This window comes from Streptomyces sp. NPDC001070 (assembly GCF_053598835.1).
Genome location: NZ_JBSFLB010000002.1, coordinates 417246 through 441742, shown reverse-complemented (window position 1 = coordinate 441742; position 24497 = coordinate 417246). Strand labels below are relative to the sequence as shown.

At 73.4% G+C, this 24497-nt stretch carries 21 protein-coding genes, 3 tRNA genes and 1 pseudogene; 10 read left to right on the top strand and 15 right to left on the bottom strand.

Annotated features, from left to right (window positions below):
- Window positions 1–131: 131 nt before the first annotated feature.
- Window positions 132–310, top strand: a pseudogene (locus tag ACWDAS_RS04295) (ABC transporter ATP-binding protein); the annotation flags it as partial.
- Between the two features lie 169 nt (window positions 311–479).
- On the opposite strand, the gene ACWDAS_RS04290 reads toward ACWDAS_RS04295, so the two are convergent.
- Entirely contained in the window at window positions 480–1394 is a 915-nt protein-coding gene (locus tag ACWDAS_RS04290; RefSeq protein WP_450387273.1) for an NmrA family NAD(P)-binding protein, read from the bottom strand.
- A 15-nt stretch (window positions 1395–1409) separates the two neighbouring features.
- On the bottom strand, window positions 1410–1790 hold the full coding sequence (locus ACWDAS_RS04285; RefSeq protein ID WP_450387272.1) for a hypothetical protein: 381 nt from the start codon (window positions 1788–1790) through the stop codon (window positions 1410–1412).
- A 489-nt stretch (window positions 1791–2279) separates the two neighbouring features.
- On the opposite strand from ACWDAS_RS04285, the gene ACWDAS_RS04280 reads away from it, so the two are divergent.
- Window positions 2280–2714 carry a hypothetical protein gene (locus tag ACWDAS_RS04280; protein ID WP_450387271.1) on the top strand — a complete coding sequence of 145 codons (435 nt, stop codon included), beginning with the start codon at window positions 2280–2282 and terminating at the stop codon, window positions 2712–2714.
- A 259-nt stretch (window positions 2715–2973) separates the two neighbouring features.
- Window positions 2974–3408: a DUF4760 domain-containing protein gene (locus ACWDAS_RS04275; protein ID WP_450387270.1), complete on the top strand. Its 435-nt coding sequence runs from the start codon at window positions 2974–2976 to the stop codon at window positions 3406–3408.
- A gap of 395 nt (window positions 3409–3803) precedes the next feature.
- Here the strand turns inward: ACWDAS_RS04275 and ACWDAS_RS04270 are convergent, their stop codons facing one another.
- The 4 genes from ACWDAS_RS04270 to ACWDAS_RS04255 all read right to left on the bottom strand — a co-directional run bounded on the left by ACWDAS_RS04270 (window position 3804) and on the right by ACWDAS_RS04255 (window position 4654).
- On the bottom strand, window positions 3804–4148 hold the full coding sequence (locus tag ACWDAS_RS04270; RefSeq protein ID WP_450387269.1) for a DUF6251 family protein: 345 nt from the start codon (window positions 4146–4148) through the stop codon (window positions 3804–3806).
- A gap of 99 nt (window positions 4149–4247) precedes the next feature.
- A tRNA-Ile gene (locus ACWDAS_RS04265) sits at window positions 4248–4324 on the bottom strand.
- A gap of 169 nt (window positions 4325–4493) precedes the next feature.
- Window positions 4494–4566, bottom strand: a tRNA-Asn gene (locus ACWDAS_RS04260).
- A gap of 15 nt (window positions 4567–4581) precedes the next feature.
- Window positions 4582–4654 (bottom strand) — tRNA-Asn (locus tag ACWDAS_RS04255).
- Between the two features lie 177 nt (window positions 4655–4831).
- Between ACWDAS_RS04255 and ACWDAS_RS04250 the strand changes: the two genes are divergently transcribed.
- The 4 genes from ACWDAS_RS04250 (at window position 4832) to ACWDAS_RS04235 (ending at window position 10479) form a co-directional block, all read left to right on the top strand.
- A complete protein-coding gene (locus ACWDAS_RS04250) occupies window positions 4832–5131 on the top strand; it encodes a YtxH domain-containing protein (RefSeq protein ID WP_361798890.1) in 300 nt (99 codons plus the stop codon).
- Window positions 5132–5212: 81 nt separating this feature from the next.
- Window positions 5213–6667 carry an FGGY family carbohydrate kinase gene (locus tag ACWDAS_RS04245; protein WP_450387268.1) on the top strand — a complete coding sequence of 485 codons (1455 nt, stop codon included), beginning with the start codon at window positions 5213–5215 and terminating at the stop codon, window positions 6665–6667.
- 111 nt (window positions 6668–6778) lie between these two features.
- A complete protein-coding gene (locus tag ACWDAS_RS04240; protein WP_450387267.1) occupies window positions 6779–8527 on the top strand; it encodes an ABC transporter ATP-binding protein in 1749 nt (582 codons plus the stop codon).
- Between the two features lie 32 nt (window positions 8528–8559).
- Window positions 8560–10479: an ABC transporter ATP-binding protein gene (locus tag ACWDAS_RS04235; RefSeq protein WP_450387294.1), complete on the top strand. Its 1920-nt coding sequence runs from the start codon at window positions 8560–8562 to the stop codon at window positions 10477–10479.
- A 59-nt stretch (window positions 10480–10538) separates the two neighbouring features.
- Here ACWDAS_RS04235 and ACWDAS_RS04230 read toward each other — a convergent pair whose 3' ends face one another.
- The 7 genes from ACWDAS_RS04230 to ACWDAS_RS04200 form a co-directional block, all read right to left on the bottom strand.
- On the bottom strand, window positions 10539–11807 hold the full coding sequence (locus tag ACWDAS_RS04230; RefSeq protein WP_450387266.1) for an RNA polymerase sigma factor: 1269 nt from the start codon (window positions 11805–11807) through the stop codon (window positions 10539–10541).
- A gap of 130 nt (window positions 11808–11937) precedes the next feature.
- A complete protein-coding gene (gene dnaG, locus ACWDAS_RS04225; protein WP_450387265.1) occupies window positions 11938–13836 on the bottom strand; it encodes a DNA primase in 1899 nt (632 codons plus the stop codon).
- A gap of 31 nt (window positions 13837–13867) precedes the next feature.
- Window positions 13868–14317 (bottom strand): GNAT family N-acetyltransferase, encoded by a 450-nt coding sequence (locus ACWDAS_RS04220; RefSeq protein WP_450387264.1) that lies wholly within the window; start codon window positions 14315–14317, stop codon window positions 13868–13870.
- A 31-nt stretch (window positions 14318–14348) separates the two neighbouring features.
- Window positions 14349–15611, bottom strand: coding sequence for an NAD(P)/FAD-dependent oxidoreductase (locus tag ACWDAS_RS04215; RefSeq protein ID WP_450387263.1), 1263 nt, complete (start codon window positions 15609–15611; stop codon window positions 14349–14351).
- Window positions 15612–15769: 158 nt separating this feature from the next.
- Window positions 15770–17077 (bottom strand): deoxyguanosinetriphosphate triphosphohydrolase, encoded by a 1308-nt coding sequence (locus tag ACWDAS_RS04210; RefSeq protein ID WP_450387262.1) that lies wholly within the window; start codon window positions 17075–17077, stop codon window positions 15770–15772.
- Between the two features lie 36 nt (window positions 17078–17113).
- A complete protein-coding gene (locus tag ACWDAS_RS04205) occupies window positions 17114–18001 on the bottom strand; it encodes a sirohydrochlorin chelatase (RefSeq protein ID WP_450387261.1) in 888 nt (295 codons plus the stop codon).
- A gap of 131 nt (window positions 18002–18132) precedes the next feature.
- Window positions 18133–18555, bottom strand: a complete 423-nt coding sequence (locus ACWDAS_RS04200) for a gamma-glutamylcyclotransferase family protein (RefSeq protein ID WP_450387260.1) — start codon at window positions 18553–18555, stop codon at window positions 18133–18135.
- A gap of 137 nt (window positions 18556–18692) precedes the next feature.
- Between ACWDAS_RS04200 and ACWDAS_RS04195 the strand changes: the two genes are divergently transcribed.
- Window positions 18693–19349 carry a SanA/YdcF family protein gene (locus ACWDAS_RS04195; RefSeq protein WP_450387293.1) on the top strand — a complete coding sequence of 219 codons (657 nt, stop codon included), beginning with the start codon at window positions 18693–18695 and terminating at the stop codon, window positions 19347–19349.
- Between the two features lie 343 nt (window positions 19350–19692).
- Window positions 19693–21786 carry a molybdopterin oxidoreductase family protein gene (locus ACWDAS_RS04190; RefSeq protein ID WP_450387259.1) on the top strand — a complete coding sequence of 698 codons (2094 nt, stop codon included), beginning with the start codon at window positions 19693–19695 and terminating at the stop codon, window positions 21784–21786.
- Here the strand turns inward: ACWDAS_RS04190 and ACWDAS_RS04185 are convergent.
- Window positions 21752–22285, bottom strand: coding sequence for a hypothetical protein (locus ACWDAS_RS04185; protein WP_450387257.1), 534 nt, complete (start codon window positions 22283–22285; stop codon window positions 21752–21754). The two genes, ACWDAS_RS04190 and ACWDAS_RS04185, sit on opposite strands and share 35 nt — an antisense overlap.
- Window positions 22219–22998: an MFS transporter gene (locus ACWDAS_RS04180; RefSeq protein WP_450387255.1), complete on the bottom strand. Its 780-nt coding sequence runs from the start codon at window positions 22996–22998 to the stop codon at window positions 22219–22221. The genes ACWDAS_RS04185 and ACWDAS_RS04180 overlap by 67 nt, the downstream gene beginning before the upstream one ends.
- A gap of 173 nt (window positions 22999–23171) precedes the next feature.
- Here ACWDAS_RS04180 and ACWDAS_RS04175 point away from each other — a divergent pair, with 173 nt between their 5' ends.
- Window positions 23172–24497 carry an NAD(P)/FAD-dependent oxidoreductase gene (locus ACWDAS_RS04175; protein ID WP_450387292.1) on the top strand — a complete coding sequence of 442 codons (1326 nt, stop codon included), beginning with the start codon at window positions 23172–23174 and terminating at the stop codon, window positions 24495–24497.

Sequence of the window (24497 nt, the reverse complement as noted above, 5' to 3'; positions counted from 1 at the left end):
GGGGCCCCGGGCTACCCCCCCCCCCCCCCCCCGCGGCCCCGGGGCGCCCGGCGACGGTGCCGGCCCCGGTCGGCCGGCCGCTCAGAAGCGGACCGGGAGGGCGACCAGACCGCGCGTGCGCATCGAGGGGCGCGCGGACGACCACCGTGCTGGTCGTGGCACACCGGCTGTCCACGGTGCCATGGCGGACCGGCTGGTGGTCATGGACGCCGGGACCGTGCGGGCGGTCGGCACGCACGCCGAACTCGTCGCCGCCGACCCGCTGTACGCCGAGCCGGCGGCCACCCGGTTCCTCACCGCGGTGGAGTGATCTCCTCCATTCCGTGTGGCCCAGACCACATGTCGCGTCCCGCTCTCTCCACCCCAGGGCCCGACGAATTCATCCGGCCTCCGCGGACCACTGACGGCGCGGCCGGCGGCGCCCCGGCCGCCGCACGGCGCTCGGGGCGGCCCGGTTCACGGCGCGCCGGGGGAAGACGTCAGCCGAACAGCTGCGGGTACTCCTTCACCAACTCCGGTATGCCGGAGGCCGGTCTGCCCAGGATCTCCCTGACGTCGTCCGTCGCGCGGTCGTACCGGTTCTGCGCGTGGAGGCGGGCCATGGTGGCGATGTGCTGCCGCACGTGCTCGGGGAGCCCCAACGCGCCCAGTTCCCGCTCGGCCCACGGCTCGTAGGGCACGTCGACGTACCTGACCGGCCGCCCCAGCACCTCGGAGAACTCGGCGGCGATCGCCGTCATGTCACGGGACTCCGCGCCCGTCAGCTCGTGAACCCGCCCGATGTGCGGCGCCGGGTCCGCCAGGACCGCCGCGACCACCTCGGCGACGTCCCGTGCCGCGACGGGTGAGGTCCGCCCGGAGCCGAAGGGCAGGCGGATCGTGCCGTCGCGGGCGATCGAGCGGAAGCCGAGTCCCAGGAAGAGCGGGTTCTCCATGAAGACGGTCGGCCGGATGTGGGTGACCGGGACCCCGGACCAGTCCATGACCTGCTCCGCCAGCCACTGCTGCCACTGCTGCTTCGACTCCGACGTGCTGGTGAGGTTCATCTGGGAGACCGTCATCTGCGACATGTTGACCAGTACGTCGAGCCCGGAGTGGGCGCGCGCCACGGCCGCCGTCGTCGCCGCGGCCTGGAGGTACTGCGCCGACACTCCCATCCCGAAGTACACGCGCCCGCAGTCCTCCGCGGCCCGCGCCACGTCGGCGGTCCTGGTCAGGTCGCCGACGAACACCTCCGCCCCGGTGGCCCGCAGTTCCGCCGCCCGCTCGTCCTCCCGGTGGACGAAGGCGCGCACGGGAAAGCCGCGTTCCCTCAGCAGCCCTACGGTGGTGCGGCCGACCGCCCCGACGCTCCCGGCGGCGCCGGTCACGAGGATCATCGGACTGTCGGGCATCGTCCGGCCGTTCCGTCAGGACGGCGACATCACGCAGGACTCCGGTGCGCCACCCGCCTCCAGGCAGGAGACCACCGGCGCCAGCGCCGCCGTCAGCTGGTCCGGTGTCATACCGGGGTGCGTGTCCAGCCACTGCGTGGCGAGGGCGGCGAAGGCCTGCACATGAGGATCGGCGGCGATGTCCGGATGGGCCTGCAGGAAGGACTGCAGCGCCCCCCGGACGTCCGCCGCGGACCATCCCGAGTCGCCCGGCATGCAGTGCGACAGGGAACCGTCCTGCCCGGTCCCGGCGTGGCAGCCGTCGTCGGCGAAAGCCGTACTCGCGCCGCCGAGGACCAGGGCCCCCGTCGCGAGCGCGGCGATCGTTCCTGCGGCGAGCTTCTTCGAGAGAGCCATGGACTCCGCCTCGGATCGGGTGGTCGGGTCGGTCGTGCCGGCGCTCCCGAGGCACCGGGCACACGACGGTGCCTGCGAGGGAGCGCGGATCACCGGCCCCTGGGGAGGGGCGGGATGGCCGGGGCCCGTGGCACTCGGATCACGGTGCCGGGCCGTCATCGACAGGTCCAGCACATCACAGTCACCCGGATGGCGCATCCGGAGGGAACCGGGGCCCGGCCGTCCCCAAAGCGTCTCGGCCGCGACGGCGCCCTCTGCGGCCATGCAGTCGTTGGCCGTCTCCAGGATGGATTCGCAACCGCGCCCCATGATGTGCGCGGCTTCGCCCATCTGGTTCACCGCGTCCGTCCCCGGGGGCGATGCCGTCGCGGCGGCGCGGCACCATGACGACGGCCGGTGCTCGCCCTGGCGGCGACGACGTCTACGGTGCGATCCCGGCAGCGCGCCCCGCTCCTTCCCGTGCGGCCACCGCCCGGGAAGGATGGCCGCATGCACAGACCCCTCTGGGCGCTGCTCGCCGCCGTCGCCGCGCTCCCCCTCGCCGCCGCCTGCGGGATGAGCCACAAGGACCCCGCGCTGCGCCTCGCAACCGAGGCCTGCGACGACTCGCGCTTGTCCGACCTCGACTTCGACAGTCCACAGGGCCGGCAAGCCGCTCGAGCCGAGGCCCTCCCCGTCCTCCGGGACCACGCGGACAAGGCTGCTCAGGCGGCCCGCCTGGACCCGACCTGGCAGAAGCTCGCCGAGGCCGAGGACCGCATCGCCGAAGGCGCATCCGTGCACATCGAGCTCGGGGACGTCAAAGAGGCGTTTCCTGACGCATCTGAGGCCTTCCACGTGCTGAACGCCCGTCTGGAGAAGCTGGATTACGAGGGCGCCACAGACACGGTCCGGGCTGAGTGCCGCAAGACGACGACCTCCTGAGGCCGGCGCGCCCATCAGGCCGGCCGCTGGCTGGGAGTCCATACAGGGGAGCCCGCAGCGGACTTGCGGAAGAAGATCGCGCGTCCAGTGCACAGCCCTGCCCAGCGTCAGGCCGACAATTGCGGCAAGCGCCAGATGGTGGGCGGTGAGATGGCCGGGCCGGATGTTCAGCGACTCCATGGCCCCAGTGCGGCCCAGTACTACGGGCGGGATGCTCTGGGTATGCAGTTGGTCCTGGCGGGTGATTTCGGGAGGGGACATGTCCGTCTGGGATGCGACGGCGGCCGTGAGCGGTGCCTTCGGCGCGGTGATCGTGACCGTCGCCTGTGGCTATGCCGCGGCTCAGGTGCGTGAGGCCAGGCAGGCGCGTGCCCTGCAGTCGTTGATCGCTGTACATCAGGAGTATCAGGCGCCGGCGCTCAGGCGGATTCGGCGGCGTATCCGGGATGGGGAGCTCGCGGACTTCGATGCCTTGAGTGCGGAGGACAGGGATGGCCTCGATGACCTGATGCAGAAACTTGAGTTGGTCGCCTTCCTCGTCAGTCGTCGGCTTGTTGATCTCGATGACGCGATCCAGCTGTTCCCGAGCGTCCCGCTCCTGGTCTCCAAGGTGGAGCCGTACATCGCGCATCGTCGCGTAGAGCAATCCGCCTACGCCCGTCACGCGGTCGCGCTGGCGGCGAGGTACCCGTAGGACGTCGCGTCGGCCAGGGTCGGGCGCGCAGTGGCCGTGGCTCAAGGACGCCACGCGCCTGGGTGCCTCGCCCTGTGCCTCAGCCAGTCTTGCCACCTGCGAAGTGCTTCCCGGCCTTCCGGTGGGTCCGGCCACGAGGAAAAACCGAACTCCGGCTCGGGCCCTTGCCAGTTGATCTGCAGCGTGGGAAGGCTCTCGAAGCCGGGTTGCGAAGCATTCCAGCCCCAGCCGGCTGCACGTCGCATGAGTGCTTCGGCGGCTTTCCGTCGCAGCAGGGCGCCCGCGTCGGCGGCCATACCCGCGGCGAGGGCCTTGGGGGCGCTCCCGCTCTCGGAAGAGGTGCAGGTGTGCCCGGGCGGCCGGCGGTGTCCAGCCGAGTACGGCCGCCCCGGGTGTCAGGTACGGCGGCGGAGGAGGCCGCGGCGGCGGGTGGCGCGGGCGGCGTGGATGTTCTCGCCGCTGACAGCGTTGATGACGGTGACGATGGCCCAGGCGCAGACGGCGACCATGACGGCGAGGACTGCGAGGCCGGCGGTCCTGGAGGCCAGGGCGGCGACGAGCATCGGGCCGAAGCAGACGGCCGCGCCGACGGCTCCGGCGCCCATGCCGGCCCCGAGGGCCAGGCGCTGCGCGTTGCGGACACTTACGCGAGCCTGCTCCCCCGAGCGGACCGGGAGATCGCGGAGAAGGCGGCGGCTCTCGTGCCGCGCTCGGCGGGATCGGGACCGCCGCTCACGCATCGCTCACGCATGACCCTTCGAGCGGGTGAGCATCCCGGCCCGGCTTTCACCAGTTGGGTACTCGGGCGCAGGTCATCGGACGCCTGCGCCCACGGCCCTTGGTGGGGCGGGTGGGACTCGAACCCACGACCGACGGATTATGAGTCCGCTGCTCTAACCGGCTGAGCTACCGCCCCGTACGGCGCGCCGTCACGTACCCGTGCACGCCGTCTGCCGCAGCATAGCTGCTCATACGATCTGTCGCCCTCGCGGGTCACAGACGCACCACCTGGTGGACTGCGATCACCTGGTGACCGGTTCCCGGGGGCACGAAAAAGGACCCCCGAGGGGGTCCTTCACTCACTGCTCCCCCGACTGGACTCGAACCAGTAACCTGCCGGTTAACAGCCGGCTGCTCTGCCAATTGAGCTACGGAGGAATGCTGGTGCGCGAGCTCCCCCGACTGGACTCGAACCAGTAACCTGCCGGTTAACAGCCGGCTGCTCTGCCAATTGAGCTACAGGGGATCGCTCCGCTTGCATCGAATGCACCCGTTTCCGGCATCCCGGACGGCGTGCGCTCGCTGCGACACATACATTAGCGCAAGGTGGGGGGTGCTCCGCCAACCGGTATCTCCGTGGTTGTCCGCAGGCCACGACGGGTAGGCGCGAAGCACAGCCCCGAGACGAGGAGAGGGTGGAGCCATGCGCTACCGGCTGACGTTCATCAGCGGGGTCGCCGTCGGGTACGTGCTCGGGGCGCGGGCCGGCCGCGACCGGTACGAGCAGCTGCGCAAGAGCGCACAGCGGATCGCACAGAACCCGGCGGTGCGGAACACCGTGGAGAGCGCGGGACAGGCGGGGCGCGGAGCGGCCGTGAAGGCCGTCGACGCGGTGACCGCCAAGGTCGGGGACCGGCTGCCGCCGGCGGTCGCGGAGCGGCTGCGCCGGGTGCGCGGCAACGGCTCGGCGGTCGAGGACGACTGGGGCACCAGCAACACCTGATACGGCCGGTCCGGCGCGTGCGGATGCGGCTACGGGTGACCGGTTTTCCGCCGTACGCGCCGGGTACGGCATGATGCGCGCATGGGGATTGTGGCGGGGATCGACAGCTCGGGCACGGGCACGACGGTGGTCGTGTGCGACACCGGCAGCGGAGCCGTGCTCCGGCAGACGCACGCCCCGCACCCCTTGCCGGGCGGCGAGGGCGCCGCGGCGCAGACCGAGATCGACCCCGAGGCGTGGCTGCTGTCGCTGGGCGAGGCGGCCAAGGGCGGGATGCTCGAGGGCGTGGAGGCCATCGGGGTCTCGGGGCAGCAGCACGGGATGCTGGCGCTGGACACCGGTGGTGTGCTGGTGCGGCCCGCGCTCCTGTGGAACGACAAGCGGGCGCAGATCCAGGCCGCCGACCTGACCGAGGAGCTGGGCGGGCCGGGCGGCTGGGCCGAGGCGGTCGGGGCCGTGCCGCAGGCCGCGTACCCGGTGGCGAAGCTGCGCTGGATGGCCCAGCACGAACCCGCCGCGGCGCAGCGCACCGCCGAGGTGCTGCTGCCGCACGACTGGCTGGTCTGGCAGCTCATGGGCCGGCCGCAGCGGCGTACGACCGACCGGGGTGACGCCTCGGGGACGGGCTACTGGTCGGCGGCGACCGGCCGCTACCGCACGGACATCGTGGAACGGGCGCTCGGCCACCCGGTGGCGCTGCCCGAGGTGCTGGCCCCCGCCGAACCCGCGGGGCGGACGCCGGAGGGGCTGCTGATCTCGGCCGGCACCGGGGACAACATGGCGGCCGCCCTCGGACTGGGCGTCGGTCCGGGTGACGCGGTGGTCTCGCTCGGCGCGGCCGGAACGGTCTTCGCGGTGCACCACCACGCGCTGAGCGACCCCACGGGCATGATCACCTCCTTCGCGGACGCGACCGGCCGCCATCTGCCGGTGGTGCACACCCGCAACGCGGTACGGGTGCTGCGCGGCACCGCCGAGCTGCTCGGCACGGACCTGACGGGCCTGTCGGAGCTGGCGCTGCGCTCGACGCCGGGCTCGTACGGACTGGTCCTGCTGCCGTACCTGGAGGGCGAGCGCACTCCCGACCTGCCGCACACCGCCGGGACGCTGACCGGGCTGCGGCGCGAGAGCATGAAGCCCGAGCATCTGGCGCGGGCGGCGTTCGAGGGGATGCTGTGCGGGTTGGCGGACGCCCTGGACGTGCTGCGGGCGCGCGGGGTGGAGGTGCGCCGGATCTTCCTGCTGGGCCCCGCCGGTGACCTGCCCGCCGTACGGTCGATGGCCCCGGCGCTGCTGGGGGCGCAGATCGTGGTTCCGCCGCCGGGCGAGTACGCGGCGCTGGGCGCGGCCCGGCAGGCGGCGTGGTCGCTGGGCGTGGTGAACGGCACGGCCTCGCCGGAGCAGCCGCCGTACTGGCACCCGGCGGAGTACGCCGTCGTCGAACCGGGCCCGGACGACGGCCCGATCGGGCACTCGGTGCGGCAGCAGTACATCGCGGTGCGGGAGCAGACGCATCCGGGGGCGTTCCCGGGGTGATCCCGGGTGGTCCCCGGTCGATCCCGGGTGGTCCCAGGTTGGTCCCGGTACCGGCCATGACCCGGTAAATCGTGTGCCTGCGGCAACGATCGGACTATAGGGTCTCCCGTCGTGCTGATCCGACTCCTCCGGTCCCATCTCCTGCCCTACCGGCGCGCCGTCTCGGTGCTCGTGGTGCTGCAGCTCGTGGCCACCATCGCCATGCTCTACCTGCCCACTCTCAACGCCGACATCATCGACAACGGCGTCGTGAAGGGGGACACCGGCTACATCCTCCAGATCGGCGGCATCATGCTCGCCGTCACGCTCGTCCAGCTCGCCTGCTCGGTGGGCGCCGTCTACCACGGGGCCCGCACCTCGATGGCGGTCGGCCGGGACATCCGCGCCTCGGTCTTCGACCGGGTGCAGCGCTTCTCCTCGCGCGAGGTCGGGCAGTTCGGCGCCCCGTCGCTGATCACCCGGACCACCAATGACGTCCAGCAGGTGCAGATGCTGGTCCTGATGACCTTCACGCTGATGGTGTCGGCGCCGATCATGTGCTTCGGCGGGATCGTCATGGCGCTCGGCCAGGACGTTCCGCTCTCCTCGCTGCTGCTGGCGGTGGTGCCGGTGCTGGGCGTGCTGGTGCTGCTGCTGGTGCGGAAGCTGCGCCCGCTGTTCCGCTCCATGCAGGAGCGGCTCGACACGGTGAACCGGGTGCTGCGCGAGCAGATCACCGGCATCCGGGTCATCCGCGCCTTCGTCAAGGACGATTTCGAGCAGGCGCGCTTCCGCAAGGCCAACGACGACCTGACCGACGTCGCGCTGCGCGCCGGCCGGATGATGACGCTGATGTTCCCGGTCGCGATGGCCGTCGTGAACCTGACCAGCGTCGCCGTGCTGTGGTTCGGCGCCCACCGGATCGACAGCGGCGGCATGCAGATCGGCGCGCTGACCGCCTTCATCAGCTATCTGATGCAGATCCTGATGTCGATCATGATGGCGACCTTCATGGTCATGATGGTGCCCCGCGCCGAGGTGTGCGCGGAGCGCATCGAGGAGGTGCTCGGCACCGAGCCGAGCGTCACCCCGCCCGCCGAGCCGGTACGGCTCCCCGTGCGGCGCGGCGAGCTGGAGCTGCGCGCCGCGGACTTCGCGTACCCGGGCGCCGAGGCCGAGGTGCTGCGGGGCATCGACCTGATCGCCCGGCCCGGCGAGACCACGGCCGTGATCGGCTCCACCGGCAGCGGCAAGACCACCCTGCTGGGGCTGGTGCCGCGGCTGTTCGACGCCACCGGCGGGCAGGTGCTCATCGACGGCACGGACGTCCGCGCACTGGACGCGGCGCAGCTGGCCGAGACGGTCGCCCTGGTCCCGCAGAAGCCGTACCTGTTCTCCGGGACGGTCGCCTCCAACCTGCGCTACGGCAACCCCGAGGCCACCGACGAGGAGCTGTGGCACGCCCTGGAGATCGCCCAGGCCCGGGACTTCGTGGAGCGGCTCGCCGAGGAGGGTTCCGGCTCCGGGCTCGACGCCCCGATCGCGCAGGGCGGCACCAACGTCTCCGGCGGGCAGCGCCAGCGGCTCGCCATCGCGCGGGCGCTGGTGCGCAGGCCCCGCGTCTACCTCTTCGACGACTCCTTCTCCGCGCTGGACTACGCGACCGACGCCGCGCTGCGCCGGGCGCTGGCGCGGGAGACTGCGGACGCGACGGTCGTGATCGTCGCGCAGCGGGTCAGCACCATCCGCGACGCCGACCGGATCGTGGTCCTCGACGAGGGACGTGTGGTGGGCACCGGCACCCACCACGAACTGATGGACGGCAATCCGACGTACCGGGAGATCGTGCTCTCCCAGCTCACCGAGCAGGAGGCGGCATGAGCGTCCCCGCACCCCGGAGGGGGCCCGCGCCCATGGCGGGGCCGATGCGCTTCATGGGCGGCCAGCCGACCGAGCGGTCCATGGACTTCAAGGGGTCCGGCAAGCGACTGCTGGGGCTGATGCGTCCCGAACGCACCCTGGTGTACGCCATGCTGGCGTGCACGACGCTGGGCGTCACCCTCAACGTCATCGGCCCGAGGATCCTGGGCCGGGCCACCGACCTGATCTTCGCCGGCGTCCTGGGCCGCTCGCTGCCCGCCGGCACCGACAAGGCCGGGGCGATCGAGCATCTGCGGCAGCAGGGCAGCGACACCCTCGCCGACCTGCTGCAGTCCATCGACTTCACCCCTGGCGCCGGCATCGACTTCGACGCGGTGGGCCATGTGCTGCTGACCGCCCTGGCGATCTACGCGGCCGCCGCGGTCTTCGCGATCGTCCAGGGCCGGCTCGCCACGACGATCATCCAGCGCACCGTGTTCCGGCTGCGCCAGGACGTCGAGGCGAAGCTGGCCCGGCTGCCGCTGTCGTACTTCGACCGGCAGCCGCGCGGTGAGATGCTGAGCCGGGCCACCAACGACATCGACAACATCGGCCAGACGCTGCAGCAGACGATGGGGCAGATCATCTTCGCGCTGCTGTCGATCGTGGGCGTGCTGGCGATGATGTTCTCGATCTCCTGGCTGCTGGCGCTGGTCGCGCTGGTCACCGTGCCGCTCTCGGTGTTCGTCGCCACGGCGGTCGGCAAGCGGGCCCAGCCGCAGTTCGTCCAGCAGTGGCGGACCACCGGCAAGCTCAACGCCCACATCGAGGAGATGTACACCGGGCACACCCTGGTGAAGGTCTTCGGCCGCCAGGAGGAGTCCGCGGAGGCCTTCCGCGAGCAGAACGAGGCGCTCTACCAGTCGGGCTTCCGGGCGCAGTTCATCTCCGGCGTCATCCAGCCCGCGATGATGTTCATCGGCAACATCAACTACATCCTGGTCGCAGTCGTGGGCGGTCTGCGGGTGGCCAGTGGGGCGCTGTCGATCGGCGACGTCCAGGCCTTCATCCAGTACAGCCGGCAGTTCAGCCAGCCGCTGACGCAGGTGGCGAGCATGTCCAACCTGGTGCAGTCCGGCGTGGCCTCCGCCGAGCGGGTCTTCGAACTCCTCGACGCGGACGAGCAGAGCGCGGAACCGAAGGCGCTGGGCCTGCCGAGGGAACTGCGCGGCGAGGTCCGCTTCGAGGACGTGGCGTTCCGCTACGAGCCGGAGAAGCCGCTCATCGACGACCTGTCGCTGACGGTCGAGCCGGGCCACACCGTGGCCATCGTCGGCCCGACCGGCGCGGGCAAGACCACGCTGGTCAATCTGCTCATGCGGTTCTACGAGGTCACCGGCGGACGGATCACCCTCGACGGCACCGACATCGCGTCCATGTCGCGGCAGGAACTGCGCTCCGGCATCGGCATGGTGCTGCAGGACACCTGGCTGTTCGGCGGCACCATCGCGGAGAACATCGCGTACGGGACCGAGGGAGCCACCCGCGAGCAGATCGAGGAGGCCGCGCGCGCCGCGCACGCGGACCGCTTCATCCGCACCCTCCCGGACGGCTACGACACCGTCATCGACGACGAGGGCACGGGCGTCAGCGCCGGCGAGAAGCAGCTGATCACCATCGCGCGGGCGTTCCTGTCCGACCCGGTGATCCTCGTCCTCGACGAGGCGACCAGCTCCGTCGACACCCGCACCGAGGTGCTGATCCAGCGGGCCATGGCGCAGCTCAGCCACGGGCGGACCAGTTTCGTCATCGCGCACCGGCTGTCCACGATCCGCGACGCGGACGTCATCCTCGTCATGGAGAGCGGCGACATCGTCGAACAGGGCACGCACGAGGAGCTGCTCGCCAAGGACGGCGCCTACGCCCGGCTGTACGCGGCGCAGTTCGCGGAGGCGGTGGCGGAGGTCGACTGACCGCCGTCACCGCTGCGACGGAACCCCCGGCGGCCCGGCCGCCGGGGGTTCCTCCGCACTCAGTCCAGGTAGCCGCGCAACTGGTCGGCGAAGGCGTGGTCGCGCAGCTTGTTGAGGGTCTTCGACTCGATCTGCCGGATGCGTTCACGGGTGACGCCGAAGATCCGGCCGATCTCCTCCAGGGTGCGCGGACGGCCGTCGGCCAGGCCGTACCGCAGCTGGACGACCTTGCGCTCCCGCTCGCCGAGCGTGGACAGGACCGCCTCCAGGTGCTCGCGCAGCAGCAGGAAGGCGGCGGACTCCACCGGTGAGGCGGCGTCGCCGTCCTCGATGAGGTCGCCGAGGGCGACGTCCTCCTCCTCACCGACCGGTGCGTGCAGGCTGACGGGCTCCTGGGCCAGGCGCAGCACCTCGCTCACCCGCTCCGGGGGGATCTCCAGGTGGGCGGCGACCTCTTCGGTGCTGGGCTCGTAACCGCGTTCCTGCAGCAGACGGCGCTGGACGCGGACGACCCGGTTGATCAGCTCCACGACGTGGACCGGGACCCGGATGGTGCGGGCCTGGTCGGCCAGGGCCCGGCTCATGGCCTGACGGATCCACCAGGTCGCGTACGTCGAGAACTTGTAGCCGCGGGCGTAGTCGAACTTCTCCACGGCGCGGATCAGCCCGAGGTTGCCCTCCTGGACGAGGTCGAGCATGGTCAGGCCGCGGCCCACGTAGCGCTTGGCGACGGAGACGACCAGACGGAGGTTGGCCTCGATCAGACGGCGCTTGGCCATCCGGCCGAGGACGACCAGCCGGTCGAGGTCGACGGCGAGCCTGGAGTCCGGGTCCGGCGTGCTGTTGAGCTTCTCCTCGGCGAAGAGGCCGGCCTCGACCCGGCGGGCGAGCTCGACCTCCTCCGCGGCGGTGAGCAGGGGTATCCGGCCGATCTCGCGCAGGTACTGGCGGAACAGGTCGGCGGAGGGGCCGGCGACCTCGTCGCTCAGCCGCCGCACGGGGCCGGGGTCGGGGTCCGGGTCCGCCTCGGCTTCCGCCTGGGCCCGCGCTTCCGCCTCGTCGGGTTCCGCCTCCGGCTCCTCCGGGTGCACGGCGGCGTGGTTCTGCTCCGGCACGCGCTCCAGCAGGTCGTCGGCCGGGGGCATCAGGATCTGGATGTGCACGGGAGCGACCTCCACGGTGAGCGCAGCCACGGACTCGGAGACGCGCGGCAGCGGAACGGTCGCAGCGTCCTCGCCGCGGCCCGTCCGGGAGTTCACCGTCAGCGGCACTCCGGCGACGTCACCTTCGACACCGCCCGGAAGTCCGCGCTCCGAGGACTCTTGCACCGCCCCCAGTGTGGCGTACGGCACACCACACCCACGAGGGTCGTGCGCCCGCTTTTTTGTGACTGAGGGCAACCCCCTCGTCACGCCGCCGTTCCGGCCCGTTCCCGGGGCGCGACCGCCGCCCGGGGGCTCACAGCGCGGCGGCGCCCTGTTCGCGCAGGCGCTGGCCGTACTGCTGGAGAGCCCACAGCTCGCCCTGGACGGCGGCGAGTTGGGCCTCGTCGGCACGGTGGCCCAGGCGGGCGAGGGAGGCGCGGACCTCGGAGACGCGGCGGTCGACCGCGAGGAGCCGGACCCGGACCAGGACCTCGCCCGCGTAGATGTCGGGGGCCTTGTGCATCACCGGCTCGACGGCGAGCTCCGTGACCATGCCCCGCACCGTGTCGTCCGGCGCGACGTCCCGCACGCGGGCGAGGAACTCCGCGTCCGCGGCTTCCGCGCCGCCCGCCTCGGCGATGGCGCGGCGTACGGCCACGTACGGGGGCGCGGTGAACTCGTCCTCCCCGTAGGCGTCGAAGGCCGGGGAGACCAGCACGGGGTGCTGGAGGGCGAGCTTGAGCAGTTCGCGCTCGACGCGGTGCGCCGGGCTGCGCAGGTCCAGCCGGGGGCCGCGCGGTACGGCGGGACCGGCGGGTGCCTGCGCCTGCGGCTGCGGGGCGTTGCGCGCGGCGGGCCCCGCGCCGGACTGACGGCGTTCGCGCTGCCAGCGGGCGAGCTGGGCGACACGGCGCACGACGAACTGCGAGTCGAGGATGCCCAGCATGCCCGCGAGCTGTACGGCGTACTCGTGCTGGATGGCGGCGTTCTTGATGCCCGCGACGATGGGCGCGCCCGCCTCCAGCGCGGAGGCGCGACCCTCGGCGGTGTCGAGGTTGTAGCGGGCGACGACCGACCGCAGGGCGAAGGCGAACAGCGGCGTACGGGTGTCGACCAGCCGCTGCACGGCCGCGTCGCCCTCCGCGAGGCGCAGGTCGCAGGGGTCCATGCCGCCGGGCGTGATGGCGATGGAGGTCTCGGCGGCGAACTTCTGGTCGTCCTCGAAGGCGCGCAGCGCGGCCTTCTGGCCGGCCTCGTCGCCGTCGAAGGTGAAGACGACCTCGGCGTTGGAGTTGTCCATCAGCAGCCGGCGGAGGATCTTGATGTGATCGCCGCCGAAGGCGGTGCCGCAGGTCGCGATGGCGGTGGTGACGCCCGCGAGATGGCAGGCCATGACGTCGGTGTAGCCCTCGACGACGACGGCCCGGCTGGTGCGGGCGATCTCCTTCTTCGCCAGGTCGATGCCGTACAGGACCTGCGACTTCTTGTAGATCGGCGTCTCGGGGGTGTTCAGGTACTTCGGGCCCTGGTCGTCCTCGCGCAGCTTGCGCGCGCCGAAGCCGATCACCTCGCCGGTGATGTCGCGGATGGGCCAGATCAGCCGGCCCCGGAAGCGGTCGATGGCACCGCCGCGGCGGCTCTCGCTGGCCAGCCCGGAGACGATCAGCTCGCGGTCGGTGAAGCCCTTGCCGCGCAGGAAGCGGACGAGGTGGTCCCAGCCGGCCGGGGCGTAGCCGACGCCGAAGTGCTCGGCGGCGGCCTGGTCGAAGCCCCGCTCGGCGAGGAACTTCCGGCCGATCTCGGCCTCGGCGCCGCCCAGCTGCTCGGTGTAGAACTGCGCGGCCGCCTTGTGCGCCTCGATCAGGCGGATGCGCTCGCCCTGCTGGCGGCCGGGGGTGTAGCCGCCCTCCTCGTACCGCAGTGTGATGCCCGCCACGGCGGCGAGCCGCTCGACCGCCTCGGAGAAGGACAGGTGGTCGACCTTCATCACGAAGTCGAGGGTGTCGCCGCCCTCCTGGCAGCCGAAGCAGTGGTAGAGCCCCTTGCTCGGGCTCACGTGGAAGGAGGGCGACTTCTCGTCGTGGAAGGGGCACAGGCCCTTCAGATTGCCGCCGCCCGCGTTCCTGAGCTGCAGATACTCCGAGACGACGGCGTCGATCGGGACCGCGTCCCGTACCGCCTTCACGTCCTCGTCCCTGATCCGCCCTGCCACGGAAGGATTCTACGGCGCGGCCCGCGGAAGGTCAGACCAGCTTCGCGACGAAGAGGAAGTGCGGACCGGCCGGCTCCAGGACGAACTCCTCCCCCACCACCGTGAAGCCCTGCCCCTCCCAGAAGCCGCGCGCCGAGGTGCGGCCGTTGCACCACACCAGCTCGGCCCCGCGCTGCCGGGCCTGCTCCAGGGCGGCGTGCAGCAGCGCCGAGCCGTAGCCGCGGCCGCGGACCTCGGGGGCGCTGGCCATGCCGCGGATGCGGTACGCGACCGCGGCATGGCCGGGCAGCCGCTCCGGGAAGAGCGTGACGCACGCCATGACCTCGTCGCCGCCGTCACCGCCGTAGGCCGCCATGTGGAAGGCGAGCGGGTGGCCGTCCTCCAGGAAGATCGCCGACTTCCTCGGGAGCCCTGGCCGCAGCACCCTCCAGCGCAGATCGAAGATGTCCTCGACGGGCACGACGGCGGTTCTGGGCTCCATGAAAGCCCATGCTAGGTGATCACCGCCGCACTCACTCCAGGAGGGAGTTGAGCGGCACGGAGGGGTCGGCGAGCGCGTCCGTGTCGACCTGCCGGCCGGAGCGGATGAGCTTCTGGACGGTGTCCGTCACGTCCCAGACGTTGACGTTCATCCCGGCCAGCACCCGGCCGTCGCGCAGCCAGAAGGCGATGAACTGCCGCTTGCCCATGTCGCCCCGGGCCAGCACCTGGTCGTACGTGCCGGGTGCGGCGTGCCCGGAGAACTCCATGCCGAGGTCGTACTGGTCGGTGAAGAAGTACGGGACCCGGTCGTACACGACGTCCTTGCCGAGCATGGCACGCGCCGCGACCGGCCCGCTGTTGAGGGCGTTGGCCCAGTGCTCCACCCGCAACCGGCCGCCCAGCAACGGGTGTTCGGCGTTGGCGACGTCACCCGCGGCGAAGATGTCGGGGTCGGAGGTGCGCAGCGAGGCGTCCACCGCGATGCCACCGCCCGCGGCGCGGTCGGCGAGGGCCAGCCCGGAGGCCTCGGCGAGTGCGGTGCGCGGGGCGGCGCCGATGGCGGCGAGCACGTGGTGGGCGGGGTGCTCCTCGCCGTCGTCGGTGAGCACCGACAGCACCATGCCGTCCTGGCCGGTGATCTCGGTGAGCCGGGCGCCGAAGTGGAAGCGCACTCCGTGTTCGCGGTGCAGGTCGGCGAAGACCTCGCCCAGCTCGGGGCCGAGGACGGAGTGCAGCGGGCAGGGCTGCGGCTCCACGATCGTGACCTCCACGCCGTAGCCTCGGGCGGCGGCCGCGACCTCCAGGCCGATCCAGCCGGCTCCGGCGATGACCAGGTGGCCGTTCTCGCGGCCGAGCGAGGTCAGCACGTTCTTCAACCGCTCGGCGTGCGCGAGGCGGCGCAGGTGGTGCACCCCGGCCAGGCCGGTACCGGGGATGTCCAGCCGGCGCGGCTCGGCGCCGGTCGCCAGCAGCAGCCTGTCGTACGGGATGGAGGTGCCGTCGCCCAGCGTGATCCGCTTGCCCGTCCGGTCCAGGCCGGTGACGGGCTGGCCGAGGTGGAGCTCCACGTCGTGCTCCGCGTACCAGGAGGCGGGATGGACGAAGACCGAGTCGCGCTCCTCGTTGCCGAGCAGGAAGCCCTTGGAGAGCGGGGGCCGCTCGTAGGGGTGGTCGCGTTCGTCCCCGATCAGTATCACGCGGCCGGTGAAGCCCTCGGAGCGCAACGTCTCCGCTGCTTTCGCCCCGGCGAGTCCCGCCCCGACGATGACGAATGTGTGGTCTGCGTCCACCACTGTGCGCCTCCCTGGTGTCCTCGGGTGCCCGGCGGCCCTCCCTCTGGCAATTGCCAGTCATGTGAGCGTCCCGCACGGCAGGGCCGACGTGAAGAGCGCCGCGCCGACCGGGGGTGCGGCCGGCGCGGCGCGCGGGGCGGGCGGGGCCCGCCGGGGGCTCACCGCGCGGCGGTGAGCCGGGCGTGCAGGGCCGTTGCGGCGGCGTCGGTGAGCGAGGCGATCTGGTCGACGACGGCCCGCTGACGGGCCCGGTCGTCCTTCGCCGCGTCGAAGATGCCGCGGAACTGCGGGTCCAGCCCCTCCGGCGCGCGGGCCAGCAGGGCCTCGGCGAGCTCCCCGATGACCACGCGCTGCTGGGCGCGGCGCCGCTCCTGCGCCTCGCGCTGCATGACGTACCGGTCGGCGACCGCCTTCAGGACGGCGCACTCCAGCCGCTGGTCGCGCGGGACGACCAGCTCGGCGCGGTAGCGGGTGAGCCGGCCGGTGCCGTAGGCGTCCCGGGTGGCGCGCTCGGCGGCCAGGCAGAACCGGCCGATGAGCTGCGAGGTGGCGTCCTTCAGCCGGGCCTGGGCGATGGCGGAGCCGTCGAAGCCGTGCGGCCACCACTCCATGTCCAGCAGCCGGTCCAGGGCCTCGGCGAGCTCGTCCTCGGCCGCCCCGGGGGCGTAGCGGCCGGCGGCGACGGCGAAGATCTCGCGCCGCTCGGGCTCGGCGAGCAGCACGGCCGGGTCGAGGTGGCCGGCGTGCAGTCCGTCCTCGACGTCGTGGACGGAGTACGCCACGTCGTCGGCCCAGTCCATGACCTGGGCCTCGAAGCACTGCACGTACGGGCGGTCCGCGGGGGCGGTGCGGCGCAGCCACTCGAAGACCGGCAGGTCGTCCTCGTACACACCGAACTTGGGGCTGGTGGGGTCGGTGGGGTGCCCGCCGTGCGGCCACGGGTACTTCGTCGCCGCGTCCAGGGCCGCCCGGGTGAGATTGAGGCCGACGCTGATCAGGGCGCCGTCGTCGGCGTGGGCGAACCGCTTCGGCTCCAGCCGGGTCAGGATGCGCAGGCTCTGGGCGTTGCCCTCGAATCCGCCGCATCCGGCCGCGACCTCGGCGAGCACCATCTCGCCGTTGTGGCCGAAGGGCGGGTGCCCGATGTCGTGGGCCAGGCACGCGGTCTCCACCAGATCCGGGTCGCAACCGAGCGCCGCGCCCAGCTCACGGCCCACCTGGGCGCACTCCAGGCTGTGCGTCAGCCGCGTGCGCGGACTGCTGTTGATCGCCCGGGCGTCGTCGACCGGGTCCACCACCTGCGTCTTCCCGGCCAGCCTGCGCAGCCCCGCGGAGTGCAGCATGCGGGCGCGGTCCCGCTGGAACGACGTGCGGCCGGGCCGCTTGTCGGGCTCGGGCACATAGCGTTCGGTGTCGGCTTCGCTGTAGGGGGCGTAGTCGGCCGCCGCGGGGTGGTTCGCGTCCATACCGCGACGGTAGCGGGCGCGGCGCGATACCGGTGGCTACGCCGTGGCCAGCCGCGTCGCGGCGCCGGAAGCGGCCGTACCGGCCAGCGCCCGGTCGTAGCGGTGCAGCACCAGCGCCGCCATCGCCGGGTGCGCGCCGAGCGGGGCGGCGGCGACCCACGGCGCCGCGGCGGCGATCGCGGTGGCGAAGCGGCCGGGCGCGGCGAAGCAGGACGCGACCGCGACACGGTGCCGGCCCCGGGCCACCAGCTGCCGCACCGCCTCGGGGACGTCCGGCCCCGCCGCGGCGTACGCGGGCACCACCGGCACGCCGCCCAGCCGGGCCCGCAGCAGCGCCGCCGTGGCCTCGGTGTCACGGGCCGACTGCGGATCCCGGGACCCGGCGGCGGCCAGCACGATCCCGGTACGGCCGGCGCTCTCCGCCGATCCGGCACCCCAGCCGGCCTCGGCCAGGCGGGCGTGCAGCGCCTCCGCGAGCAGCGGGTGCGGGCCGAGCGGCGCCGCGATCCGGCCGCGCAGGTGCGCAGCGCGCGCCAGGGCCTGCGGGATGTCCTGTTTGACGTGGTAGCCGCGGGTCAGCATCAGCGGCACGAGGACGGCGTCCCCGCGCAGCGCGGCGAGGGTGTCGCCCAGCAGGGGCTCGTTGAGCTCGATGTGGCCGAGCCGCACGGTCAGGCCCGGGCGCAGGGCCCTGATCCGGTCCAGCAGCGCGTGCGCGGTGCGCAGCGCCTCCGGCTCGCGGCTGCCGTGCGCGACGGCGACGAGGACCGGGGGGCGGCGGCCCGCGGACGAGGCCGCGGAGCGCAGGGTCACCCGGGAGAGCTGGCTGCTGAGCTGTGCGCCGATCCGGGACAGGAGCTGCGCCGTGCTGTCGAAGTGGTCCGGTCCGGGCACGCCGTGGAGCGTGGGTTCCTTGGCCGTCATGGACCGAGTGTGGCGAGCGGGGGTTGCCGGGCCGTTGCACGGACATGACGACTGGTTTCCGCCACTTCACACACGGTGCGCGGCGGTGTGAGGCGGCACGCCGCGGCGGCCCCCGCGCCCGCCGCCCCGCGTCAGCGGTGCTTCCAGTCCCCGCTCGCGATGGGGCGGCCCTTCTCGCGCAGCTCCCGCTCGTGGTCCCCCGCCGCCAGGTACACCCACGCGGACAGCGTCTGCCCGCCGTAGGTGCGCACGTCACGGACGACGCGCTGGTACAGGTTCCCCGCGGCGCCCGGGGAGTACTCCTCCAGGCGGTCGAGGTCGGCGAGCACCTCCTGGTACAGGTCGTCGACCGGGTGGATCACATCGCCGTGGACGCGGCCCCGCTCGTCCGCGACGGCGTACGGATAGCCCGGGCCGTCGAAGAGCAGCGCGCCGTGCAGCACGGCGGGCGTCTCGGACGACGTACGGCCGCGCAGCAGCCAGGAGTGGTTGATCTCGCCGGGCCGCAGGGTCCCGTACACGAAGAACGGGAGGCGGGAATGGTCATCGCGCATCACCATCATGGAACCGCAGGGACGTGCGGGACGTCGACTCGGACGTGGGACAGGTCGGAAAGACATCAGGAGCGGCGCGGGTGGCACGGGCGGCCCGGGCCGCCGGAACGCGGTCGGCGCGGGCCGCCCGGGCGGCCGTGGCGCGGCTGCCGCGATCGCGGCGGGGCCGGCGGCGCCTGCTGTGGGCAGCCGTGGCGGCGTGCGTGCTGGCGCTGCTGCCCGCGACGTGGCTCCAGGCGAGCGCGGACGGACGGGTCCGGACCGTGGCCGACGCCCCCGCCGAGCCGGTCGCGGTCGTCTTCGGCGCGGGCCTGTGGAACGGCGAGCCCTCCCCCTACCTCGCCCACCGGCTCGACGCGGCCGCCGAACTGTGGGCGGCGGGCAAGGTGCGGGCCGTCCTGGTCACGGGCGACAACAGCCGCACCGACTACGACGAGCCGACCGCGATGCGGGACTACCTGGCCGCGCACGGGGTGCCCCGGGAGAAGGTCGTCCTGGACTACGCCGGCTTCGACACGTGGGACTCCTGCGCCCGCGCCAAACGGATCTTCGGCGTCGACCGGGCGCTGCTGGTCAGCCAGGGCTTCCACATCCGCCGCGCACTGGCGCTGTGCGAGGCGGCGGGGATCGATGCGTACGGGATCGGGGTCGACGAGCGGCACGACGTGACCTGGTACTACGGGGGTACCCGTGAGGTCGCGGGGGCCGTCAAGGCGGCCTTCGACGCGGCCTTCACCCCCGATCCGCGGTTCCTCGGGCCCAGCGAGGCCGGGGTCCGGCGCGCGCTTCGCTAGCGCCCGTACCTCGTGTGCGGCGGCGCTGTCGTGTGTTGAGGGGGCGATCAGTTGCCGCGTGTGCGTTGCGCGCTGCATGCGTGGTGGGCCGGGGTCGGGGCCTCCGGGGCTGCACGTCCTGGACTGGCATATTCACGTGCATGGCGGGCACCTTCTTTTCCCGCCCCGGATGCCGCACCCCCGACAGAAACCACGGACAAGCCGCACACGACGACGGGCCGCAAGGGGCACCCCCGCACCCCGCGCCCCCTCACACCGTGGCGCGCCGCGCGCTGAGCGCACCGTACGCCGGGCGTAACGCCCGTGGGCCCGGCGGGAAACACCCCCCGCACATCGTGGACGTATGAGTACCGCGCCCCGCACCGCGCCCACCGTCGACACCCACTGCCCGTACTGCGCCCTGCAGTGCGGAATGGGCCTGCGCCCCAACCGCGGCGGCACCGCCGACGTGGTGGAGCGCGACTTCCCCGTGAACAGGGGCGCCCTGTGCGGCAAGGGCCGGACCGCGCCCGACGTGCTGTCCCCCGGGGCGCGGCTGACCGAGCCCCTGCTGAGGAACCCCGCCTCGGGCCGGCTGGAGCCGGCCGCCTGGGGCGAGGCCCTGGACCGGGTCGCGGAGGGCCTGCTCCGGGTGCGGGCCGCCCACGGCCCCGATGCCGTCGGCGTCTTCGGCGGCGGGGGCCTGACCAACGAGAAGGCTTACGCGCTCGGCAAGTTCGCCCGCGTCGTACTGCGGACGTCCCAGATCGACTACAACGGCCGCTTCTGCATGTCCTCCGCCGCGGCCGCCCACAACAGGGCCTTCGGCCTGGACCGGGGGCTGCCGTTCCCGCTCGCCGACATCCCGCGCACCGGGTGCGTGATCCTGGTCGGCTCGAACCTGGCCGAGACGATGCCGCCCGCACTGCGGTATCTCACGGAGCTGAAGGAGAACGGCGGCCGCCTGATCGTCGTGGACCCGCGCCGTACGCGCACCGCCGAGCACGCCGACCTGCATCTGCAGCCGCGTCCCGGCACCGACCTCGCCCTCGCGCTGGGCCTGCTGCACCTGGTGGTCGCGGAGGGCCTCGTGGACGAGGGTTTCGTCGCGGAGCGGACCACCGGCTGGCCGGAGGCGCGCGCCGCGGCGATGGCGCACTGGCCGGAGCTGGTCGAGCGGATCACGGGCGTGCCGGTGCCGAGCCTCCGCGAGGCGGTGGAGATGTTCTGCGGGGCCCCGGAAGGGATGGTGCTGACCGCCCGCGGTCCGGAGCAGCAGTCGAAGGGCACGGACACGGTCAGCGCGTGGATCAACCTCTGCCTGGCGACGGGCCGGGCGGGGCGGCCGCTGTCCGGGTACGGCTGCCTCACCGGGCAGGGCAACGGCCAGGGCGGCCGGGAGCACGGCCAGAAGGCCGACCAGCTGCCCGGTTACCGCAGGCTCGACGACCCGGCGGCCCGCGCGCACGTGGCCGGCGTGTGGGGCGTCGAACCGGACGACCTCCCGGCGCCGGGGCGCAGCGCGTACGAACTGCTGGACGCGCTGGGCCGGGACGTGAAGGGCCTGCTGCTGATGGGGTCCAACCCGGTGGTCTCCGCGCCGCGGGCGGCGCACATCACGGAACGCATCGCCGCGCTGGACTTCCTCGCCGTGTGCGACGTGGTGCTGTCCGAGACCGCGGCGATGGCGGACGTGGTGCTGCCGGTCACGCAGTGGGCCGAGGAGACGGGCACGACGACCAACCTGGAGGGGCGGGTCCTGCTGCGGCGCAGGGCCCTCGACCCGCCGGCGGGTGTGCGCAGCGATCTGTACGTGCTGAACGGGCTCGCCGCGCGCCTGGGCTGGGAGAAGGGCTTCCCGGCCGAACCGGAGGAGGTCTTCGACGAGTTGCGCCGCGCGTCCGCGGGCGGCCCCGCGGACTACTCGGGGATCACCTACCGCCGCATCGAGGCGGAGGACGGGGTGTTCTGGCCGTGCCCGGACGTGCCGGCCGCCGCGCACGCGGGCACGCCGCGGCTGTTCCTGGACCGCTTCGCGACGCCGGACGGCCGGGCCAGGTTCGTACCGGTGCTGCACCGTCCGGCGGCCGAGGAACCGGATGAGGACTTCCCGCTGTACCTGACGACCGGCCGGGTGCTGGCGCAGTACCAGTCGGGCGCCCAGACGCGGCGGGTGAAGGAGCTGAACGCCGCCGCGCCCGGCCCCTTCGTGCAGCTCCACCCGCACCTGGCCGAGCGCATCGGCGTCGCCGAGGGCGACCCCGTCGCCGTCACCTCGCGCCGCGGCCGCGCGGTGGCACCGGCCCGGGTGGACCACGCCATCCGTCCGGACACGGTCTTCATGCCGTTCCACTGGGCGGGCGAGGGCCGGGCGAACACCCTGACCAACCCGGCGCTCGACCCGGCCTCCCGCATGCCGGAGTTCAAGGTGTGCGCGGTCCGGGTCGAGCGGCCGTAGCGACGATCGGGCCGCCGGGCCGCGCAAGCCGGGTCGCGGGGCCCATGGCGTGGGCCGCGGCGAGGAAGAGGGCCCCGACGAGGAGCCAGCCGGCGGTGCCTCCGGTGAGGACGAGGGCCGTGAGGAGGACCGGGCCGAGGGTGCGGGCGGCGGCGGTGCCGGCTCCGAAGAAGCCCTGGTACTGGCCCTGGCGGTCCGGTGGGGCGAGGTCGAAGGCGATCTGCCAGGAGCCCGCGGACTGCAGCATCTCCCCGGCGACCTGCAGGGCGGCGCCGGCCAGCAGCACGGCCGCCGCGACGGGCGCCGAACCGCCGTACGCCGAGAGGGCGAAGACGGCGCAGGAGGCGAGCAGCAGGACGCCGGAGCGGCGTACGGCGCGGGTCGCGGAGGGCAGGCCGGTCACGGCGCGGGCCGTGCGGACCTGGCAGAGGGTCACGGCGGCGGTGTTGAGCAGCAGCAGGGCGGAGACGATCCAGCCGGGGGCGGCGGTGCGCTGCACGACCCAGAGCGGGACGACCAGCGACAGCAGCGGCATGCCAGCAGCAGGACCGCGTTGAGCGCGGCGACCAGGGCGTACGGGCGGTCGCGGAGCACCGCGAGGGCGGGTTCCGCGGGAGCGGCGGGGGGCCGGGGCGGTACGGCGGGCAGCCGGCCCAGCAGGACGGCGCAGACGAGGAAGCCGGCCACGTCGACGGCGAGGACCGCGAGGTAGGCGGTGCGCGTGTCGGCGTGCAGGGCGAGCCCGCCGAGCGCCGCGCCGATGCCGAGCCCGGCGTTGAGGGTGGACTGGAGGTACGCCAGCAGTCCGGTCCTGGCGGCCGGGACGACCAGGGCGGCCAGCAGGGCCTGGCGGGCGGCGGCGAGCCCGCACTGGCCGACGGCGTAGGCGCAGGCGGCGAGAAGGAACGCCGCGAAGGAGCGGGCGACGAGGAAGCCGGCGACCGAGGCGGCCGTGGCGAGCGCCAGCACGACCGCCGTACCGCGCGGGCCGCGCCGGTCGGCGAGGTGGCCGAGGGGCACACCCGCGACCGAGCCGATGCCCCAGGCGAGGGTGAGGCCGAGGCCGACCCGCTCGGGCGGAAGGCCGACGATCCGGGTGAAGTAGAGCGCGGAGCAGACGAGGTAGGCGCCGTCACCGACGGAGTTGGCCAGCTGGGCGAGGACGAGGAGCCGGGGCGCTCCGGAGGGCGGGGCGAGCCGCGCGAGGGGCATGGGGCCACCGTAGGGGGCAGGGCGGACCGCCGGGGAGGGCCACTGCGCACCGGATCCGCTGGGCCACTTCCCGCTCACAGCGGGCCCCGGCCGGCGCTGAGGGCACTGTTCCCCGGGGGAAACGACGGGGATGCGGCCGGTTAACAGCGGCACCGCACGCTCGTCGCATGAGGATGGTGGTGGTCGGCGGCGGAATGGCGGGGGCGCGCCTCGCGCAGCGCCTGGCGCCCTCCGGCGCGGACGTCACGGTGATCGGCGAGGAGCGGCACGCCCCGTACAACCGGGTGCTGCTCGCGGAGGTGCTGGCCGGCCGGTACGCGCCCGACGTGGTCGCCCTGCCGGGCGCGCCCGGCGCGGTGGTGCGCCGGGGCGTGCGGGTGGTGCGGATCGACCGCGACGAGCGGACCGTGGTCTGCGACGACGGCGGTGCGGTCCGGTACGACAGGCTGGTGCTGGCGACCGGCTCCAACCCGGTGCTGCCGCCGCTGCGCGGGCTGTTCGCCGAGGGCAGCGGCACGTTCCCCGAGGGGGTGCACGCCTTCCGCACGATGGACGACTGCCTGGCGCTCTCGGCGGCGGTGCGCCCCGGGGCCCGCGCGGTGATCGTCGGCGGCGGGCTGCTCGGGGTGTCGGCGGCGCGGGCGCTGGCGGCGCGCGGCGCGCAGGTGGTGATCGCCACCCAGGGCGAACATCTGATGGAACGCCATCTGGACGAGGCGGCTTCGGGGTTGCTGCGCGCGCATCTGGAGGGGCTGGGCGTCGAGGTGCACACCCAGTGCCGGGTGCGCGGTCTGCTGACCCGTGGTGAGGACGGCGTCGCGCAGCCCTCACGGCAGTTGCGGCTCGCCCTGTCGGCGCGCGGCGACCGGACTGCCGGCGCGCGCCCGTTGACCCTGCCCCGCGAAGCCGCAGGCGGCCGCACGGCCGCGCGCCCCGTCGTCACCGCCGTCGAACTCGCCGACGGCTACTGCCTCGGCACCGACCTCGTCGTCCTGGCCTGCGGGGTCCGGCCGCGGGTCGGGCTCGCCCAGGCGGCGGGCCTGGCGGTCGCCAAGGGCGTGGTCGTGGACGACGCCCTGCGCACCTCCGACCCGTCCGTGCACGCCGTCGGCGACTGCGCCCAGCACGACGGCGTCGTCTACGGTCTCGCGGGTCCGGCCACCGAGCAGGCGGACGCGCTGGCGGACGTCCTGACGGCCGGCCCCGCGCGGCGGTACGGCGGCACCCGTTCGCTGACCCGGCTCACCCTGAACGGCCCGGCCGCCCTGGACATCGCCGCCTTCGGCGAGACCACGCCCGCGCCGGGCGACGACGTGCTCCGCCTCGCCGACGCCACACGCGGCGCCTACCGCAAGGTCGTCCTGCGCGGTGACCGCCTGGTCGGCGGAATCCTCCTCGGCGACCTCAGCACCGTGGGCGCCCTGGCCCGCACCTGGGAGGGCGACGAGCCGCTGCCCTCCTCTCCGCTTCACCTGCTCACCGACAACGGAGGGTCCTGA

Excerpts from the sequence above, each read along its gene's own strand:
- ACWDAS_RS04245 (WP_450387268.1), top strand. The coding sequence starts at position 5,213 with ATGGGGATTGTGGCGGGGATCGACAGCTCGGGCACGGGCACGACGGTG.
- ACWDAS_RS04285 (WP_450387272.1), bottom strand. The coding sequence starts at position 1,790 with ATGGCTCTCTCGAAGAAGCTCGCCGCAGGAACGATCGCCGCGCTCGCG.
- ACWDAS_RS04210 (WP_450387262.1), bottom strand. The coding sequence starts at position 17,077 with ATGGACGCGAACCACCCCGCGGCGGCCGACTACGCCCCCTACAGCGAA.
- ACWDAS_RS04290 (WP_450387273.1), bottom strand. The coding sequence starts at position 1,394 with ATGCCCGACAGTCCGATGATCCTCGTGACCGGCGCCGCCGGGAGCGTC.
- ACWDAS_RS04275 (WP_450387270.1), top strand. The coding sequence starts at position 2,974 with ATGTCCGTCTGGGATGCGACGGCGGCCGTGAGCGGTGCCTTCGGCGCG.
- ACWDAS_RS04175 (WP_450387292.1), top strand. The coding sequence starts at position 23,172 with ATGGTGGTGGTCGGCGGCGGAATGGCGGGGGCGCGCCTCGCGCAGCGC.
- ACWDAS_RS04205 (WP_450387261.1), bottom strand. The coding sequence starts at position 18,001 with ATGACGGCCAAGGAACCCACGCTCCACGGCGTGCCCGGACCGGACCAC.
- ACWDAS_RS04190 (WP_450387259.1), top strand. The coding sequence starts at position 19,693 with ATGAGTACCGCGCCCCGCACCGCGCCCACCGTCGACACCCACTGCCCG.
- ACWDAS_RS04200 (WP_450387260.1), bottom strand. The coding sequence starts at position 18,555 with ATGCGCGATGACCATTCCCGCCTCCCGTTCTTCGTGTACGGGACCCTG.
- ACWDAS_RS04270 (WP_450387269.1), bottom strand. The coding sequence starts at position 4,148 with ATGCGTGAGCGGCGGTCCCGATCCCGCCGAGCGCGGCACGAGAGCCGC.
- ACWDAS_RS04220 (WP_450387264.1), bottom strand. The coding sequence starts at position 14,317 with ATGGAGCCCAGAACCGCCGTCGTGCCCGTCGAGGACATCTTCGATCTG.
- ACWDAS_RS04235 (WP_450387294.1), top strand. The coding sequence starts at position 8,560 with ATGGCGGGGCCGATGCGCTTCATGGGCGGCCAGCCGACCGAGCGGTCC.
- ACWDAS_RS04180 (WP_450387255.1), bottom strand. The coding sequence starts at position 22,998 with ATGCCCCTCGCGCGGCTCGCCCCGCCCTCCGGAGCGCCCCGGCTCCTC.
- ACWDAS_RS04250 (WP_361798890.1), top strand. The coding sequence starts at position 4,832 with ATGCGCTACCGGCTGACGTTCATCAGCGGGGTCGCCGTCGGGTACGTG.
- ACWDAS_RS04280 (WP_450387271.1), top strand. The coding sequence starts at position 2,280 with ATGCACAGACCCCTCTGGGCGCTGCTCGCCGCCGTCGCCGCGCTCCCC.